The sequence below is a fragment of the Dysgonomonas mossii DSM 22836 genome, assembly GCF_000213575.1.
GTDB classification, from domain to species: Bacteria; Bacteroidota; Bacteroidia; order Bacteroidales; family Dysgonomonadaceae; genus Dysgonomonas; species Dysgonomonas mossii.
Genome location: NZ_GL892006.1, coordinates 307,344 through 327,091, shown reverse-complemented (window position 1 = coordinate 327,091; position 19,748 = coordinate 307,344). Strand labels below are relative to the sequence as shown.

Annotated in this window: 12 protein-coding genes and 1 tRNA gene; 7 read left to right on the top strand and 6 right to left on the bottom strand. The window is 39.2% G+C overall.

What is annotated here, in order from left to right:
- Positions 1–7 precede the first annotated feature (7 nt).
- The 5 genes from alaS (at position 8) to HMPREF9456_RS08270 (ending at position 11,317) form a co-directional block, all read left to right on the top strand.
- Positions 8–2,626, top strand: a complete 2,619-nt coding sequence (alaS, locus tag HMPREF9456_RS08290; RefSeq protein ID WP_018074873.1) for an alanine--tRNA ligase — start codon at positions 8–10, stop codon at positions 2,624–2,626.
- Positions 2,627–3,039: 413 nt separating this feature from the next.
- Positions 3,040–6,642, top strand: coding sequence for a type IX secretion system periplasmic lipoprotein PorW/SprE (porW, locus tag HMPREF9456_RS08285; protein WP_006843046.1), 3,603 nt, complete (start codon positions 3,040–3,042; stop codon positions 6,640–6,642).
- A 125-nt stretch (positions 6,643–6,767) separates the two neighbouring features.
- The gene (locus HMPREF9456_RS08280) at positions 6,768–8,615 is read left to right on the top strand and encodes a DUF349 domain-containing protein (protein WP_006843045.1); all 1,848 of its coding nucleotides are present in this window, start codon (positions 6,768–6,770) and stop codon (positions 8,613–8,615) included.
- A gap of 506 nt (positions 8,616–9,121) precedes the next feature.
- Entirely contained in the window at positions 9,122–10,222 is a 1,101-nt protein-coding gene (locus HMPREF9456_RS08275; RefSeq protein ID WP_006843044.1) for an SPFH domain-containing protein, read from the top strand.
- A 3-nt stretch (positions 10,223–10,225) separates the two neighbouring features.
- On the top strand, positions 10,226–11,317 hold the full coding sequence (locus tag HMPREF9456_RS08270) for a TFIIB-type zinc ribbon-containing protein (RefSeq protein ID WP_006843043.1): 1,092 nt from the start codon (positions 10,226–10,228) through the stop codon (positions 11,315–11,317).
- A gap of 48 nt (positions 11,318–11,365) precedes the next feature.
- Here HMPREF9456_RS08270 and HMPREF9456_RS08265 read toward each other — a convergent pair whose 3' ends face one another.
- Both HMPREF9456_RS08265 and HMPREF9456_RS08260 read right to left on the bottom strand, forming a co-directional pair.
- Entirely contained in the window at positions 11,366–11,866 is a 501-nt protein-coding gene (locus HMPREF9456_RS08265) for a DUF456 domain-containing protein (RefSeq protein ID WP_006843042.1), read from the bottom strand.
- A gap of 494 nt (positions 11,867–12,360) precedes the next feature.
- Complete coding sequence (locus HMPREF9456_RS08260) at positions 12,361–12,705, bottom strand: DUF3836 domain-containing protein (RefSeq protein ID WP_006843041.1); 345 nt, start codon at positions 12,703–12,705, stop codon at positions 12,361–12,363.
- 391 nt (positions 12,706–13,096) lie between these two features.
- Between HMPREF9456_RS08260 and HMPREF9456_RS08250 the strand changes: the two genes are divergently transcribed.
- Both HMPREF9456_RS08250 and HMPREF9456_RS08245 read left to right on the top strand, forming a co-directional pair.
- A complete protein-coding gene (locus tag HMPREF9456_RS08250) occupies positions 13,097–14,743 on the top strand; it encodes a diphosphate--fructose-6-phosphate 1-phosphotransferase (RefSeq protein WP_006843040.1) in 1,647 nt (548 codons plus the stop codon).
- A 203-nt stretch (positions 14,744–14,946) separates the two neighbouring features.
- Positions 14,947–15,017 (top strand) — tRNA-Gln (locus HMPREF9456_RS08245).
- Between the two features lie 86 nt (positions 15,018–15,103).
- On the opposite strand, the gene HMPREF9456_RS08240 is transcribed toward HMPREF9456_RS08245, so the two are convergent.
- The 4 genes from HMPREF9456_RS08240 to HMPREF9456_RS08225 all read right to left on the bottom strand — a co-directional run bounded on the left by HMPREF9456_RS08240 (position 15,104) and on the right by HMPREF9456_RS08225 (position 19,609).
- Positions 15,104–15,919 carry a sugar phosphate isomerase/epimerase family protein gene (locus HMPREF9456_RS08240; protein WP_006843039.1) on the bottom strand — a complete coding sequence of 272 codons (816 nt, stop codon included), beginning with the start codon at positions 15,917–15,919 and terminating at the stop codon, positions 15,104–15,106.
- A gap of 148 nt (positions 15,920–16,067) precedes the next feature.
- Positions 16,068–17,546, bottom strand: a complete 1,479-nt coding sequence (locus HMPREF9456_RS08235; protein ID WP_006843038.1) for a Gfo/Idh/MocA family protein — start codon at positions 17,544–17,546, stop codon at positions 16,068–16,070.
- Between the two features lie 11 nt (positions 17,547–17,557).
- Positions 17,558–18,343: a 3-keto-disaccharide hydrolase gene (locus tag HMPREF9456_RS08230; protein WP_006843037.1), complete on the bottom strand. Its 786-nt coding sequence runs from the start codon at positions 18,341–18,343 to the stop codon at positions 17,558–17,560.
- Positions 18,344–18,415: 72 nt separating this feature from the next.
- Entirely contained in the window at positions 18,416–19,609 is a 1,194-nt protein-coding gene (locus HMPREF9456_RS08225) for a Gfo/Idh/MocA family protein (RefSeq protein ID WP_006843036.1), read from the bottom strand.
- Positions 19,610–19,748: the final 139 nt, after the last annotated feature.

Here is a 19,748-nt window from a genome sequence, read left to right as displayed (position 1 = left end):
TAAAAATATGATGACTTCTAAAGAAATTCGTGAATCGTTTAAATCCTTCTTTGCATCTAAAGAGCACAAAATTGTACCATCGGCACCGATGGTGATCAAGGGTGACCCTACACTGATGTTTACGAATGCGGGTATGAACCAGTTTAAAGATGTTATTCTGGGTAATGCGCCAATCAAGTATGCACGTGTAGCCGATTCTCAAAAATGCCTTCGAGTGAGTGGGAAGCATAACGATTTGGAAGAGGTAGGGCACGATACTTACCATCACACGATGTTCGAAATGCTTGGAAACTGGTCTTTTGGAGACTATTTCAAAAAAGAGGCGATCGAATGGGCGTGGGAATATCTGACAGAAGTTTTGGCATTAGATAAAAATCGTCTCTATGTTACTGTTTTCGAAGGCAGTCCTTCCGAAGGCTTGTCTCGTGACGATGAAGCAGCCGCCTATTGGGAAAAGTATTTACCTGTAGACCGGATTATCAATGGCAACAAGAAAGATAACTTTTGGGAAATGGGTGACACAGGTCCTTGTGGTCCCTGCTCCGAAATACATATAGACTTACGCTCTGATGAAGAACGTGCGAAAGTTGACGGGCTGACATTGGTGAATCAGAGTGACCCTCAGGTTGTAGAAATCTGGAACCTTGTGTTTATGCAATACAACCGTAAAGCCGACAAGTCACTAGATCCGCTTCCTGCTAAAGTAATTGACACAGGTATGGGATTCGAACGTTTGTGTATGGCTGTCCAAGGTAAGACATCGAACTATGATACAGATGTATTTCAGACTATAATAAAGGCTCTTGGTGCGTTGGCTAACACCACATACGGAGAGGATGTGAAGAAAGACATTGCGATGCGTGTGATTGCCGATCATGTGCGTACTATCGCTTTTTCGATAACAGACGGGCAGTTGCCATCGAATGCCAAAGCGGGGTATGTGATTCGCCGTATTCTTCGCCGTGCCGTTCGTTACGGATATACCTTCCTTGATCAGCACAAGTCTTTTATGTATAAGCTGCTTCCTGCATTGATCGAAACAATGGGAGATGCTTATCCTGAGCTTATTCAACAGCAGACGCTGATTGAAAAAGTAATGAAGGAAGAAGAAGAGTCTTTCTTGCGTACACTAGAGACGGGTATAAAACTACTGGACAAGCAAATAGCCGATGCAAAAGTAAAGGGGTTAACCGAAATTAGTGGTGTTGAGGCCTTTACCTTGTATGATACATACGGATTTCCTCTCGACCTTACCGAGCTGATTCTGAAAGAGAATGACATGTCTGTAGACGAAGCTGGCTTTAAGGCAGAGATGCAAAAACAAAAAGACCGTGCCCGGAATGCAGCAGCAGTAGAAACTGAAGACTGGGTAACATTGAAAGACGGTGACACAGAGTTTGTAGGCTATGACTTCACTGAATGTGAAACCGAAATATTACGTTACCGCAAGGTAAAACAAAAGAATAGCGAGTTCTATCAGATTGTACTGAGTCGCACTCCATTCTATGCCGAAATGGGAGGACAGGTAGGTGATAGTGGTTGGCTGGTAACCGATGACGAAACAATCGAAATGTCGGATACTAAGCGTGAAAATAATCTGGCAGTACATTTGTCGAATAAGCTGCCTCAAGATCTGACAGCTACATTTATAGCTCGTATCAATCTAAAGAACCGTACTGCAACAGAGTGCAACCATACTGCAACACACTTGTTGCATGAAGGTTTGCGTGAAATACTGGGTAGCCATGTAGAACAAAAGGGGTCGTATGTGTCTCCGTCTGTTCTTCGTTTCGACTTCTCTCATTTCCAAAAGTTGACAGACAAGGAGATCCGTGAAGTAGAGCGTTATGTGACAGGGAAGATCAGAGAGAACATCATTCGTGAGGAAATGCGCCATGTCCCTATTGCCGAAGCGAAAGAAATGGGCGCGATGGCTCTATTTGGCGAAAAGTATGGTGAAGATGTACGTGTAATACGCTTTGGCGATTCAGTAGAACTTTGTGGCGGTACTCATATTTCTTCTACAGGACGTATCGGTTCGTTCCGTATTATCAACGAGAGCTCAATTGCTGCGGGTATTCGCCGTATAGAAGCAATTACGGCTGAGGCTTGCGAAGATTACTTTTATGCTCAACAAGATATATTGACAGAGGTGAAATCCCTGTTTAACAATACACCAAATCTGACTCAGGCTCTTCGCAAATTCTTTGAGGAAAATGCCGAAATGAAGAAGACCGTTGAAGAGTATGTTAAGGAAAAGACCGTTCAGATTAAAGATGCTCTGATCAAGAAAAAGCAGGTTATAAATGGTATTGACTTCTATGTGTTGAATGGTCCGTTCCCGGCTGAAGTTGTGAAAGATATAGCTTTCCAGATAAAAGGACAATTCGCCGCAAATACAGCTTTCGTTGGAGCTACTGAATACGAAGGGAAGCCATTACTTACTGTGATGCTAAGTGACGACCTTGTAAAAGATCAAGGATTGAATGCATCCCAACTGGTACGTGATGCCGCTAAGCACATCCAAGGTGGAGGTGGAGGTCAACCTCACTTTGCTACAGCCGGTGGTAAAAATACCGAAGGCTTGACAAAGGCTTTGAACGAAATAATGGAAAAGATAAAATAAGGAAATGCTCTTTATTCTAATTCAGAAAGAGCCGAAAGTTAAATTTTGGCTCTTTTTGTTTCTATTTATCTAAAATCTTATATCTTCGTAGAAATCCTAATACCATAAATGAATATGAGAAAAGCAATGTTAATTGTATCTGCTGCACTTTTCCTTTTCCTTGTCCTGGTTTATATATGTACACGATAAGTTTGTATAGCTGAAAGCTTATTTTTTAGCTCTTGGTAACCATTTTTTTGCTTGTCTATACCTGTATTCATATATAGACATTAGATATACTTTTGGGTATAATGAAAAAGATTAAATCCGGATTTTGATAATTGAAGACTTGCTCAAAAGTGATGATAGGATATAAAACAATAAAATGCTTATTTTTGTGTTTTATATATGATTAATCAGCTGTTGGTTTATACGTGTCACAAAATAATCTAGTACGTACACTATACATAGGATTTGGTGTATTGTTTATCCTACTTATCACATCGTCATGTTCTAATAAGAAGAACACCGCCTTGACACGTTTTTACCATTCGGTGAATACACGTTATAATATACACTACAATGCTGATATAGCTTACAAAGAAGCGCTCGAAGCAAAAGAGAAGGGGAGGGAAGACAATCTTTCGCAATTGGTCTACATTTTCCCGAAAAGTATGGACTCGCTTGGTGCATCATCGGGGAGTTTTACAACCACGATAGACAAAACAACCAAAGCAATCAAGCTGCATTCGATAACTGCAAAACCCAAACGTGATCCCGATAGGCGAAACGATGCCGAATATCAGGCGTGGATTCGTCAAAAAGAATATACTCCATTTATGGATCAGGTATGGCTGTTGCTGGCGAAAGCTGAATTTCAGGATGGAAACTATTTGCAAGCTGTCAGTACGTTCCTGTATATAACTAAGATATACAGTACCAATCCCGAGATTGTAGCTGAGTGTCAGTTGTGGATAGCCCGTGCATATACCGAAATGGGATGGTTGTACGAAGCTGGCGATATCTTACATAAAATAGAGATAGCAGGAGGAGCTCCCGAAAAACATAAAGGTTTTTATGCATTGGTGAAAGCCAACTATCTAGTATATAACAATGAGTATGAGGCAGCCATACCTCAATTAGAGATTGCCATAAAGAACGAACATAACAAGCATCAAAAGACTCGTATGAAATATCTTTTGGGGCAGCTTTATGCTCAGCTGGGAGACAAAACCAAAGCCGATAAGGCATTCTCGTCTGTTAAGGGTATGAGTACACCTTATAAGTATACATTTAATGCGCAACTCAGGCAGATAGAACTGGATGACTCTCCGGCAAAGACAAAGGCACTATCCATGCTGTCGGGGATGTCTAAGAAATCACGTAACAAAGAATATCTCGATCAGATATATACCTCTTTGGGAGATATATACCTTGAGAAAACAGACACCCTGAAGGCTCTTGAAAACTATAGAAAAGGTGTCAAAGAAAGTATCCGTAATGGGTACGATAAGGCTATGGCTCAGATAAGACTCGGAGACCTTTATTTCCTTAAGCGGAAATTTGTCTTGGCTCAACCGTGTTACTCAGAAGCTTTACCTCAATTAAATAAATCTCATCACGATTATCCGAAGGTTGCTCTAAGATCGAGTGTGCTAGATGAGCTGGTTGTACATGTTAAAGTGGTAGAAGAGCAAGATAGTTTGCAATATATAGCCCAACTGCCCGAAGAGGAACGTCTTCGCATTATTAATGATAAGATCGTAGAGCTGAAAAAAGAAGAAGAAAAGAGACAAAAAGAAGAGGAGAACCAAAGGCGGATCGAAGAACGGCAGGAGCGTATATCGTCGTGGGATGATATAAATGAACAATTGTTTGACCAGTCTAACAAGACGCCGGTAGCACCCCCTGTTATTACACAACAAGGTGCAGCTACATTCTATTTTTACAACGAGCAAGCAGTAAATCAGGGTAAAATAGCATTTCAGCAGCAATGGGGAAATCGTAAGCTGGAAGATGATTGGCGCAGACGTAATAAGCGATCTACAGGAATCTTTGATGAGGTCGATACAGCCCAACAATCCGATTCACTGGATACAGAAGCGCATCGGATAAAGGAGCTTCAAGCTCAGAATGAAGAACTAAACAGTCCGAAGAATGCCGTTGACGATGAATACTCTGTCGAATATTATCTGCAACAATTACCTCTTACTCCTGAGGCAATAAAAGAATCGAATGTTCTTATCGAGGATGCTTTGTATAAAATGGGGCTGATATATAAAGATAAGTTGCAAGATATGGATTTGGCTATCGATGCCTTTAATACAAATATACACCGCTTTCCAAATACGCCTAATCTGGAAGAAATTTACTATCAGTTGTTTCTTATTTATATGCGTTTGGGAGATAACAATATGATGGCTACATACCGATCTAAACTGATGAATGAGTTTGCATCGGGTAAGTACGCAGGTCCTGTTTCTCAACCCGACTATGAATGGAATTTCCGAAACATGGCTAGCTTGCAGGATTCGCTCTACAACGAAGCTTATAAAGCATACCAACAGGCAGATGTGGAGACTGTAAGGCGCAACTATGCGGCAATGAATACCAAATATCCGTTTACTGACCTGATGCCTAATTTTACTCTGCTGAATGCATTGACTTATGCTCAGGTACGTGATGCGGGCAACTTGGAAGCGAACTTGACCGATTTGGTGAAAAAGTATCCGAAGTCTGATATTACTCCTTTAGCGAGTGATATTCTCGAACGGCTGAAAAGTGGAAAAATATTACTGTCGGATGGCTCTCCTGTCACCGGATTCGACTGGAGTAAGGCTTATCAGGGCGCAGATTCTTTATTGGCTTCTAAAGGGAAGATATTACAATATTCCGACACATTGGATGTCCCTTATGTGTTGATGCTGATGTTTAAACCAAAGACGATAGACCGAAACGAATTACTGTATCAGGTGGCAGACTATAACTTCACTAATTATGTGATTCAGACGTTCGATTTGAGTTTTGATACAGACCCGCCGTATGAGGTATTGCAGATGAAAGGGTTTAATTCTTTTGCAGCTATAAGGTCATATCTCTCGAAGGCATACAGCAAAGAAGGGTTGATACAACATCTCGATAAGGCAATTCTTGTAGTACCGATATCAACGGATAATTATATCAATGTGCTACCTCGTCTTGGCTTAGAGCAATACATGGCATATTTTAGTGAACATTTTTCAGAACAATTCCCTCAGTTGATAGCTTCATGGAGTGGTAAGAAGTATGTAGAATCTACCCAGCCTGTAGTAATTGCAGAAGTTGATGGGGCTAAAAAGGAGAGTCAGGCGGAAGAGCTTGATGAATCGGTAAAAAAGCCTGTAACTATACCACAGACGCCTGTCGTGCCTGAAAAGCCTGTACAAAAACAACCTGAAACGAAAGTGAATGATAGGCAGATAACAGGAGATGATTTGTTGTCGAAAGATCAGTTGCAAAAAGCCGGAGAAGTAAATGACGTTATCGATGGCATATCCGATGTTGTCAGCAATCCTGTTGATGGTATAAAGAGCTTGTTTAACCGATATAAGAATAGGGAAAAACTGACAAAAGAAGAGAAGCAAGCGCTCAAGGAAGAAGAGAAGTTACGTAAAGAACAAGAAAAACAACAAAAAGCAATAGAAAAGATCCGCTTAGATTCTATCACTAAAATAGAGAAAGCCCGAACAGACTCGATAGCGAATGTAGAAAAAGCACTCGATGATTCGATAAAGGCAGCAAATAAACAAGCAGAGGAACAAAAACGACTGGAAGAGAAACAAAAAGAAGATGCAGCCAAAGCTGCCGTGAAGGCTCGTGAGGATGCCCGCAAACAGAAAGAGGCAGACCGTAAGCAAAAGGAACGTGAACAGAAAGAACGCTTGCGTCAGCGCGAAAAAGAACGGAAGGAAAAAGAAAAGGTCAAAGAACAAGAACGCAAACAAAAAGAGCGTGAAGCGGAAGAAAGAAGAAAGCAGCGTTTGAAAGAAAAAAGGTGAAAAATGAGCTTTTAGTATCAAAAACTAAAAAAGGTGTGCTCTGATAGTTGAAATAACAAAAAAAAATCATTAATTTGCCTTATGAATTACTAGAGGCTATGCCTTTCATCCTAAAAACTAACTATATGAACGAGAACCTAAATCCTGAATTGCCAGAAAATAATCTACCAGAGGAAGTTACAAACCAATCTGTTGAAGAGGAAGCGAAAGAGCAATCGGAAACATCTACAGAGACTTCGGTGGCAAAGCAAGTATCTTTGACCAAAGATGAGATAATTGAAAAATTAAAAAACTTGACTGCACAAACTGAAATCCCTTCAAGAGCTGAAGTAGAGTCGCTTAAGCAAGCTTTTTATAAATTGCGTTCTGCTGCTATAGAAGAGCAAAAGGCCGAATTTGTTGAGGCTGGAAACGATGCCGAAGCATTTGTTCCTGCACCTGATCCGAGTGAGGATGTACTGAAAACTTTCTTGAGCGAATTAAAAGAAAAACGTGCAAGCCAGGCAGCAGCCGAAGAAAGTCTTAAAGAAGAAAATTATAATAAAAAACTTCAGATAATAGAGTCAATTAAGAATTTGACCGAAAGTTCTGATGACTTCAATAAGCTATATAAAGAGTTTAAAGACTTGCAGCAGGGATGGAATGATATAACCTTGGTTCCTCAGTCGAAAGAGAAAGATTTGTGGAAATCTTATCAAATATATACAGAGAAGTTTTATGATCTGATAAAGATCAACAATGAATTTCGTGATTATGACTTCAAGAAGAATCTTGAACTTAAGAATGCGATTTGCGAGTCGGTAGAAAAACTGATAGATGATACTGATTCGGTTTCAGCCTTTCATCAGTTGCAGAATTTCCATCAGCAATGGCGCGAGATAGGTCCTGTTGCCAGAGAATTGAGGGAAGAAATTTGGACTCGATTTAAGAATGCTTCTACAGCCATAAATAAAAAATATCAAACTCATTTCGAGTCATTGAAAGGTAGGGAAGAAGAAAATCTGGTTGAAAAGACTGCAATTTGTGAAGCCTTGAAAAACATAGATTATTCTACTTTGACTTCTTTCAAAGAATGGGATGAAAAGAGCAAGGAAGTGATAGAGCTTCAGGCTAAGTGGAAGACAATCGGTTTTGTTCCTAAAAAAGTAAATAATCAGATATTTGAAGAGTTCCGTTCGTTGTGCGATGCATTCTTCGAAAAGAAGAGTGAATTCTTTAAGGGTGTGAGAGGCGAAATGGACGAAAATCTGGAGAAGAAACGTGCATTGACAGAACAAGCAAAAGCCCTAAAAGACAGTACAGACTGGAAATCTACAACAGATAAGCTGATTGCTATACAGAAAGAGTGGAAGACTATAGGGCCTGTGCCTCGCAAATATTCGGATGCTATATGGAAGGAATTTGTAACGGCTTGCGATTATTTCTTCGAACAAAAGAAGAAGAATGAGTCTTCTCAGAAGAGCGAAGAGTTGGATAACCTGGCTGCTAAAAAAGAAATAATAGAGAAGATCAAAAATGTTGATCAGTCTTTAGAGCCATCCGAGCTTATCGCTAAGGTGCGTGAGTTAGCAGACGAATGGCATAAAATAGGTTTTGTTCCATTCAAAGAAAAGGATAAAATTTATAAAGAATTCCATCAGGCTGTTGACGCTCATTATGATCGTCTGAAAGTGGATAAGACAGAACGTCGTTTCGAATCTTTCAAATCGAATATAAAAGATATCTCGAAACAAGATAATCCGAAGAGAGCTTTGTACAGAGAGCGTGATCATTTGATGCATCAGTACAATAAAGTGAAATCCGATCTTCAGACTTATGAAAACAACATGAACTTCCTGTCTATTTCGTCTAAAGGGGCAAGCGGACTGTTGAAGGATGTAAATAATAAGATTGAAAAGCTGAAAGAAGAAATGGAATTGCTTGTTAAGAAAATAGAGGCTCTTGATGAGAATCTGAACGAATTGGAAAAGTAGATCTATCGAAAATATATAGTAGAAGAAAGGTTGTCTAATATGGACAACCTTTTTTGTTTTGGGTGCTGTCATACAAACTGAATTGGTCGCATCCATTGCAATCTTGTGACCCCTCATTGTCATGCTGGTGAAATGAAGCACCCCAACTCTTTATCGTAATGAGGCCCTTCCTTCGTTAGCATGACAAGAAACACGACAACAATCTCTTTTTATAATTTATGCCCTCCTAAAGAAACCTTTTCTTGTGATTTTTATATATAAAAATTGTCTAATATAGAAGCAGTCACCTTTAAGAGTAATTTTTCAGAGGGAAAAAGTGACAATAAATAATATGCTGATACCTGTTACTTTTGTTACTTTTTGTGTTGAGAAAATTACTTTGGTTGCTGAATATGAGATCGTAGTACGACCTTGAAGAAAAGAAAATAAAAAGCTGTAAAACTGCTTTTTAATGATAAAAATAATATATTTTTGAAGACAGAATATTAACTCAAAAAATATCAGGTATGGGACTTTTTGATAAGCTAAGAAATGAATTAATAGATATTATCGAATTTTTAGATAATACGCAAGATACTATTGTTTATCGTTTTGAGAGGTACAACAACGAAATAAAAAACAATGCGAAACTGATTGTTCGCGAAGGACAGATAGCCGTATTTGTAAATGAGGGCGAAATCGCTGATACTTTTACTCCCGGCACTTATACGCTTAACACTCAAAATCTGCCGATACTCACCACGCTGAAAGGATGGAAGTATGGATTTAATAGTCCGTTCAAGGCAGAAGTTTATTTTGTGAGTACAAAGAACTTTATAGACCAGAAATGGGGAACCAAAAATGCCATAATATTAAACGATAACCGTTTTGGAATGGTCGAAATAAGAGCATTTGGGATGTATTCATTCAAGATAACCGATGCCCCGGTGTTTATCAGAGAGATAGTTGGTACAAATCAGACCTTTACTACCGACAATATCAAAGAACAGCTCAAGAGTATCATTGTTACCCGCTTTTCGGATGCAGCAGCAGAATCAAATTTGCCGATAGAATCGTATGCTGCTAACCTGAATGAACTTTCGGAAGTTATATTCGGCTATATGAAGGATGATTTTGGTGCATACGGTATGGATGTAACCAAATTCCTGATAGAGAATATTTCTATGCCTGATGAGGTGAAGAAAGAGATATTCGAACTCAGCCGCCTTGATAAAATAGATTTGGATAAACTGACCAAAATGAAGGCTGCAAAGGCTATGGAAGCGGCTGCCGAAAACCCTTCGGGTACGGCCGGTATGGGGGTTGGGCTTGGTGCAGGTATGGCAATGGCTAATCAGATGGTACAATCGATGGCTAATCAGAGTGCTTCGGGACAAACTGTGCCACCACCACTTCCGGGTGCAGCATCTTACTACGTAGCTGTGAACGGACAGCAAGCAGGTCCTTTTGATAAGGCTGCATTAGTAGAGCTGTCAAAAAGCAATACACTGACTCGTGATACTTTGGTTTGGAAAAGCGGATTGGCAGATTGGGCTCCGGCAGGAAATCAGCCGGACTTGCAAGATCTTTGGACAATGACACCTCCTCCTCTGCCAAAACAAGATTAGAATATGGCGGATAACGTTCAGATTACATTGAATGGCAGCGACACATATCAATGTCCGCAATGTGGCGCTGCTCTTAAATACAAACCGGGAACAGATTTTCTTCACTGCGATTACTGTGGAATGGATACTCTCATCAATAGTAAAAAGGTAGATGATGTTCACGAGCTCGATTTTGATGCCTATGCAGAACAAGCGGAGGCACTAAATACTAAGGCTACCAAAGTAATCAGTTGCCGTACTTGTGGCGCAGAATCTACTTTCGACGAAAGTATGAAGTCCGTAGAGTGTCCTTATTGTGCAACACCGCTTATTGAGTCCGATGCCTACGAGGAACGTCTTGTTCAGCCGTCGTACTTGTTACCATTCAAGATTTCTGACAATGAGATCGGCAGCTATATGTCTGTTTGGATATCTAGACGATGGTTTGCTCCCAATAAATTAAAGTCGAGGGCTTTGTACGATCGTAGGCAACAGGGTGTTTATATTCCTTGTTGGACTTACGATGCTCAGACCGAGACGGATTACACCGGCGAACGAGGCGATGATTATACCACCACGGTAGGAGTCGGTAAAAATCGTCGTACCGAGACACGTACACGTTGGAGTGATGTAAGCGGGCATATTTCTTTGTTCTTCGACGATGTTATGATTCCGGCATCTAAGATTATCACAACACAAGTGATGACCGAGATCAGCAATTGGGATATGATGAACATGGTAGAGGCGGATAATCGCTTCCTTAGCGGTTTTATTACTGAGAAGTATAACATAAATATGCAAACCGGCTATGCGGCTGCTAAAAGTAAGATAGAGTCGGATATCGACTATGCTATCTATCAGGATATCGGAGGAGATAGACAGCGTGTGCATTCCAAAAAGACATCTTTTAGAGACGTGAAGTTCAAATTGATATTGTTGCCTGTGTATATGTCGTCCTATACATATAACAACAAGCTATATCATTTCTTTGTGAATGCACGCACGGGACGTGTAACGGGCGATAGGCCATATAGTGCTGCCAAAATAGCTTTAGCTATTACGGCGGGTCTTATTTTACTGGCTCTGTTTATTTGGTTCGTGAATAATTATGGATGATAAACGTGTCAGTTGTTGGACAGTATAGCTATAACCTGAATTGTATACCTAGTTGTTGATAAAGTACCTGATAACTTCTCTAAAGAAAAAGAAAGACAGGATAATCGCAACAGTTAGTTTCATTATGATTCCGGCTATGAAGCCGACAAAAGCGCCAAAACCCGCTTTAAGTGCAACTTTGAACTCTTTATTGTCCAATATTTCTCCTGCTACTGCGCAGGCAAAAGGGAGGATAATAAAACCCCAGGGAGGAAAGATGAAAAGACCTAGTATCATCCCTATAGCACTTCCCCATACACCATAGGGACCTCCTCCCAATTTCTTAGTACCCCAAATAGGGATGTAATAGTCTAATAGTTGTACGATTATGATAATTATACCCCAAGCAACAAGAAATTCTGTAGAGAAATTAGTTTTGGAGGTAAATTGTAGCAAAACAATTGCGATGTAATTTAGCGGAACTCCCGGTAAGGCAGGTAAGATACAGCCGATAATTCCGATGATGACAAGGACTGTTCCGATTGTGATAAGAATAAAGTCAAGAGCCATTTTATTTAATTATGTGGTTTGGTAGTCTTGTTTAAGTATTTGAGTATAAAAGTATATCATTCAGAATATTGTGTTGCTATATTCATTCATTATTTATATGAGCGAAAAGAGACCATATTTATGATCTCTCTCTTTTTTAATACTCTATTCGACTCCTTTTTTTACTGTACCAAGACTTAGATTGAGCCTTGTGGGCTTTGTACTAATAATTTAGGATTGTACAATCTTCAATGGTTTTCCTCATTTTCTTACCGTCACATTCTCCTGTTATATTTTAATATTTAAACATAGAACAGATAAAAAAGTTTTTAAAAGGTCATTTTTTATTCAGAAATACGATGATATATCCAAAGAAAGAGTATGGAGTATGGTTATTTTCATGAAGTTTATGCTTTTGTCTTTTTGCGTTAAGGTTGCAAATGAGTAGTTATGGAAAAATAAAAGCCTCACATAATTTTTATGTAAGGCTTTCGCTTTCCCACTATTGGAGAGTTTTATTTTTTTGACCAATTGCTAGATTTATTGTCCCATTTGTATAGGGTAGGAGCTGTTGGCTGATTGTTTTTATCGTAGCTATATTCATATTTTTGAACACCGATCCAACCTTTTGCTCCATCCCATTCGTAAGTAGCTTTCTCTTGCATACGTCCGGTAGCATCATAGTTATAAACCGTCTTGGTTAAAGGGGCGTTTGTATTTTTGTCACATAACAAAAATTCCTTTACACAACCTGTTTCGGTTGTTTCTATATTGCTGAACATCACTGTTTCCGGATCATTAGCATATATGCTCAATGATAAAAATAGAACTGCGAATAATAATAATTTTTTTAGGTTCATGGCTTTATTTATTTAGTTATACAAAGATACTTTTGTTTCTTTATATATAAGACGTGTTTGGTGACAAAAAGTTACAATATCATAGTTAAATATGGTTAAAAATGATATTTATTATTTGTTTTGTCTTTTGTTTTGTTTGTTTTTGCTTTCAAAAAGAAAGTTTCAATGCCTCTAAATGATATGCATGCGAATAGAATAACTTTTAAGGTAGAAAAGAGTAATAAAAAGTCATTAAAAAATATCAAAAATTTAAAATAAGTAAAAATATAAGAAGAGGTTAGCAAAAATCCTCCTTGATGAGAATTAATCTCTTTCATATATCAAAAAAAATGACGAAATTTGCATGCCTTAAAAATGAGAATATTAAACTATATATAATCAATAAAAACAAATGAAAAAAAGTGCGTTACAAATTGCAAGAGCTGCTTATAACCCTAAAATGCCAAAAGCATTGTATGGCTCTGTAAAAGTTGAGGAAGGAGCAGCTACTCAATCCGTAGCAGATCAAGAAGAGGTGAAAAAGTTATTCCCTAATACATACGGGATGCCGACTATCAAGTTTGTAGAAACTTCAGAAAAAGTAAACTTACCTGCTATCAATGTAGGAGTTATACTTTCTGGAGGACAAGCTCCCGGTGGACACAATGTTATCGCTGGTCTTTTTGATGGTATAAAAAATATGAATGTGAGCAGTCGTCTTTTTGGATTCCTAATGGGTCCGGGCGGTTTGGTTGATCATGATTATAAAGAACTTACAGCCGATATTATCGATGAATATCGTAATACAGGAGGTTTTGATATTATCGGTTCTGGTCGTACAAAACTCGAAAGCAAAGAGCAATTTGACAAAGGTCTTGAAATATTGAAAAAACTAGATATAAAAGCTCTTGTAATTATCGGTGGTGACGACTCGAATACAAATGCTTGTGTGCTTGCTGAATACTATAAAGAAATCAATGCAGGTGTTCAGGTAATCGGTTGTCCGAAAACAATTGACGGTGACTTGAAAAACGAAATGATAGAAACATCATTCGGTTTCGACACAGCTTGTAAAGTATATGCTGAAGTTATCGGTAATATACAACGTGACTGTAACTCTGCTCGCAAATACTGGCACTTTATCAAACTAATGGGACGTTCTGCTTCTCATATCGCATTGGAATGTGCTCTTCAGGTACAACCAAACGTATGTATTATTTCAGAAGAGGTAGAAGCTCAAAAATTGTCTTTGGATGATATCGTTACAGATATAGCAAATGTTGTAGCTAAACGTGCAGAAAATGGTAATAACTTCGGAACAGTATTGATTCCTGAAGGTCTTATCGAATTTATTCCTGCAATGAAAGGTCTTATTTCAGAATTGAATGACTTCTTGGCACATCATCAACGTGAATTCAATGCTGTGCCTAAAGATGATCAGCTTGCATATATCCAAAAGAACCTGTCTGCCGAAAATGCGAAAATATTCGCAAGCCTGCCTTCGGGTGTAGCTCGTCAGTTGACTTTAGATCGTGACCCTCACGGAAACGTACAGGTTTCTCTTATCGAAACAGAAAAGCTACTAGCTGAAATGGTAGGTAATAAACTGGCTGAAATGAAAGCTGCCGGTAAATATAAAGGTAAGTTTGCTGCTCAGGAGCACTTCTTCGGTTACGAAGGACGTTGTGCAACTCCGTCAAACTACGATTCAGATTATTGTTATTCGTTAGGATACACTGCTGCTGCTCTTATCGCTGCAGGTAAGACCGGTTATATGTCTTCTGTGCGCAACACAACAGCGCCTGCTAGCGAATGGATTGCCGGAGGTGTGCCTGTAACAATGATGATGAATATGGAGCGTCGTCATGGCGAAATGAAACCTGTAATCCAGAAAGCTTTAGTGAAACTTGATGGAGCACCATTCCAATATTTTGCTGCACATCGTGAAGAGTGGGCTGTTGGAACAGAGTTTGTATATCCGGGACCAATTCAGTTTTTCGGACCATCAGAAGTATGCGACCAACCTACAGTTACATTAAGACTGGAACAAGGAAGATAAAATATTCAAAATATTTTAGCAAGAGGCTGTAATTTCATTGCAGCCTCTTTTTTATTGGCTATGAAATGATTAGAGATGTTGTTGTGTCAATAATCCAGTGAGACCCGTCTTCTTTTATAAGAAATTCAACAAAAACATATCGAAAAGCTTTGTTTATTAATAAAAAACTTCTACTTTTGCACTGCTTTTGAAGCAAATGGTATTGTCTCATGGTGTAATGGTAACACAACTGATTTTGGTTCAGTCGTTCAAGGTTCGAATCCTTGTGAGACAACTACAAAAATAAGAAAAGAGCTGTATGTTAAAATATACAGCTCTTTTCTTATTTTTACCCTTACTGTTTCTTTTGCGTTGTCACTGCTATTTTGAGTTCAGCATAAAGTATTCCAGACTTTTCTTGATATCATTTATTTGAGAATCTCCAAAACTTTCATACTCGGTAGAAATAAGCCCATTGAAGTTTTGTCTTTTCAGTTCATTAATTACTTCTTTTACCTGCAATACTCCTGTTCCCCATGTTGTATCCTCCATTGCTTCGTTCAGGTCTTTCATGTGTACAACCTTTATTCGTCCATCAAACTTCTTAAGGGCCTCTATAGGGTCGTTTCCTGTCCTTTTCCAGTGTCCGATATCGGCACATACGCCCATCATCTTATTTCTTCCTTCGAGGGCTTTTACAAGTACATGCGGATTAGCATAGACAGAAGGCTCGGGGTGGTTATGTATGGCTACTTCGATATTGTATTTGAGTGCAAGTTGTTCAACAAAGTCAAGTTGTTCCAATTTTGGTTCACATGTTACGGTATGTACTCCCATATCTTTTGCAAAACTGAAAAACCGCTCCCATTCTTCATTCGTGTCATACGATGCTACACCGAAGGCATATAAGGTAATATCCCGGTCTTTAAATTCCTTTTTTAGTTGTGCTTTTGTTTCTTCCGACAAATCAAAGTTCAGATAAGTTGTATCAGGGAAATTCTTTCCCAAAGGCTGAGAGAAGAATGCTTCGGCATAGTGGATACCTAGATCTTTTGTTTTGTCGAGCGTCTCCATCAGCGTGAATTTGTGAAATGTATATGTCTGAATACCCATTTTCCATTCGGGTTGTTTTGCCCCTTCTTTACATCCGATAAAACATAATGAGAAGAGTAATAATAATAGCTTTAAATTTTTCATATTGTTTGGTATTAAAAATAAGTAGTTATAATTTGGGACTTTCTCGATTCGTACGTATAATATTCTTTTATGAAAGAATATAAGAGTATACCAAAGATATGAATATTATCGGATTAAATCATACTTGGCATACTCTTGATGTCTAAGTTTAAGGCATCGCAGGCAAAGCCCATCCATCCCTATATGTATGCTTTATGTATTCAGCAGCGGTGGCTTGTGCATTTGATGTTATATATTCTCTTTCAAAGTGTGGATGCCCCTCTTCTACACGGAAACTGTCTTTTGAGACAATTTTCAATTCTTCGTTTGCACCTATATTTGTAAACATCATTTTTTCTCCATCCCATTTCAAAATTTTATTCAAGCTTTGTAAGCGTATGGCAAGAACACCTAGTAAGACCATTTCATTGAATGGCCCGGCGTATCCGAAGTTACTTGATGTTTCAACCCTGCTGTCTGCAGATTCTTTACACGCCCTGATCCAATCCTGCTCATGATATCCGTCAGAATATCCTGTAGCACCCCGAACACGTCGAAGGGTTTGAGGAACATTTGGTGTACGTCCCGATAGCAAGCGAGGATTAAATCCACCGCAATCAGTTAGTAGCGTATCTTTCGAGCCAACGAATAAGCAGCCTCCAAGCCCGTCTCTCATAAGATCGGTTCCATCGGGGAGCAGATCGGGGCGATGAGGGAAAAGCCCGCCATCATACCAATACACCTTTACCTCGGGCATCGCTACTTTAGGCATATTGTCTCGTGATGGGAATGTAAACTCTACCTGTTCGCTCTGAGGTGGAGATTCGGTATTAATAAGGGAAGAGCTGCCTTGTATCTTCGTCGGATAACCGAGTTTCAGCGATTGATAAATAGGGTCGAGCACATGGCAAGCCATATCGCCAAAAGCTCCCGTACCGAAATCCCACCAACCACGCCAATTCCAAGGAGTATATACAGGATTGTAAGGGCGAAAAGGAGCAGGCCCTATAAAGTTGTCCCAGTCCAAGGTTGAAGGTACTTTTACTACTTCTTTCGGGCGTTGTAACCCTTGAGGCCATATCGGACGGTCTGTCCAAGCATGCACTTCGCGCACTTCACCTATTTCTCCATTCCATATCCATTCGCAGACCTGACGTACTCCATCGCCCGAATTTCCCTGGTTTCCCATTTGAGTAGCTACCTTATGTTTGGCAGCCAAACGTGTTAGCAGACGGCTTTCATATATTGAGTGTGTTAATGGCTTTTGACAGTAAACATGTTTGTTCAGCGTTAATGCCGTTGCTGCTATGATGGCATGTGTATGGTCGGGTGTAGATATCATTACACCATCAATCTCTTTTCCTATTTCATCAAACATTTTGCGCCAATCTTTGTAACGCTTGGCTTTCGGGAAGTCATTAAAACAGTTTTTAGAATAAGCCCAGTCTACATCGCAAAGACCTATTATATTTTCAGTATTCATTCCTACAAGGTTAGGATGTCCTTTTCCACCTACGCCTATACCTACTATATTAAGTTTGTCACTAGGGGCTTTGTGTCCCAATCCGCTGATAACGTTTGATGGAAAAATGTATAAACCGGCAGCAGCTATGGCTGATTTTTTAATAAAATTTCTACGAGAAGTCATATCACAGGTGTTTAAAGATTTTTGATCATAATATTTCTATACCATACTTTTGTTCCGTGATTTTGTAGCGAAATATGCCCTTCATCGAATTTTCCGTAGTCCGGAAAGTCTGACCATTTTCCACTGTTACGAAGTTTTGTCCATTCGTCGGAATATTTTGTGTACTTCACGGTTACAACTCCATTTAAAATCTGAGTAACGTCATTGCCTTTTACCACCAGCATCAATTGATTCCATTCTCCTAAAGTCTTATATGGTGTTTCCATAGGTGCATACATTGCATAGTTGCAGCCATTTATTTGCCATCCTTCCAATCGGTCAGGCCAATTCTCATGGTCTATAACCTGAAACTCGGGGCCTGTTTCATACGCATATTTGTATTTAGGATCTTCTTTTATCTGGAATAGTACTCCGCTATTTGCCCCCTTCGTTAACTTATATTCCAATGATAAAGCAAATCTTTTGTACTCTTTGTCGGTTACAAGGTCTTGTTCTTCTTGTCCTCCTGTACTTTTCATTGTAAGCGTACCATCTTCTACAGCCCAGCATTCAGGAACGCCATTCTGGTTGTATCCGTGCCAACCCTTATCGGTAGCTCCATCAAAAAGCAATTGCCAACCCTTCGATTTTTCTTTTTCTGAAATGGTATTAGGAGCAGAAGTCCTATCAATTTCACTGTACAGTGTCATCGGATCGGTAGCACTTGTATTTTCGTTAGACTGCTCTGATTTTTTATTACTACATGCGAATGATAGCATAAGAGCAGATACAAATAAAAAATAGAAAGTATTTTTCATGGTTCTTCTGTCAAATTTATATATTGTTTTTTTCTTTTTTAGATAATTGTATTTGTTTTAATGGATTGTGCATCAGTTGATAATAGGCCATTTGAAAGATGATTTTAACGAAATTCTTTTACCCTCTTCCTGAGATAAACGAGCTGCCTCTATGATTTCTAGTACGTGTAAAGCGTGTTCGGCATCTATTAGAGGTTCTTTACCTGTGGCTATGGATTCACAAATAACGGAAGCTCCTTCTTCCCAAAGGAATGTACCACGTTCGGTAGCAAAACGTTGTGTTTTTTCATTGGCTACTGTAGCCATGTCTATGCCAAAAGGCTTCCAGTCGTAACCAATCATGTGCATATTACCGGTAGAGCCTACTACAGATATTGTAGGGCGTTCTTGTCCCGTACCTTCATGTCCGTAAGGATCAAAATAGTTGAATCCGCACTGTATATGTGATAATACATTGTTTTGATGTTCCATAATAATCATGGCATTGTCTTCGGCTACAACCTGTATATGTCCTTTGTTTCCTGTATTGCGTGTAGGGTCTACTATATTGGTCATTGCAACGATGGATTTAGCCGGGCCAAAAAGTCCTGTAAGCGTAGATATATTATACACTCCCAGATCGGGAAGGCTACCTCCTCCCTCTTCGAAGAAGAATGCTGACCAGTTAGGGCCTTGATGCCCATAGTGAGCATGTGCGGCAGCAATACGCCCCAATTTCCCTTCGTTGACCTGCTTAGCCATAAAAGCAAACTGTGGGCTGTTGACAACGGCAGGGGCTCCCCAAATACGTACGCCTTGACTTTTGGCTAGATCATATAGCTCACGACCTTCGGCGTATGTATTTGCCATTGGTTTTTCGCTCCATACGTTTATCTTTCTCTTTAACGCCATGCGATTTAGGCGTCCATGTTCCTGCATATCGGTCAGATTCACAAATAAGTCGAATGGTACACCAGCTAACATCTTATCTATATGTGGATACCAGTTTTTTACGTTGTGTTTTTTTGCTGCATCTTGTGCTCTTTGTGGTATAATATCACATAGACTTACTACTTCTGCATAAGGACACTTTGTTAAATGCGGCAGATACATGCCCGAAACACTCCCACATCCTATAATTCCTACACGTATCTTTTTGTCGGAAGAAAGAACATTCACATTAGCCGACGAAATTGCAGCATCCAAAGGTGATGTTCCTATAATGGGTGCGGCGACTGTAGCAACGCCAATTGAACCTAAGCGGGAAATAAACTGTTTGCGATTCATAGCTTATTTTGTTTATAATTAATCAATAGGAAAATGAAAATTCATGGATAATTAAGGTCTCGAACAATTGCTGCTTGTTTTATCTAAAAATTGATTTTTCATTATATTAAAACAAAAATAGTGAATGCTGAGAATAAAA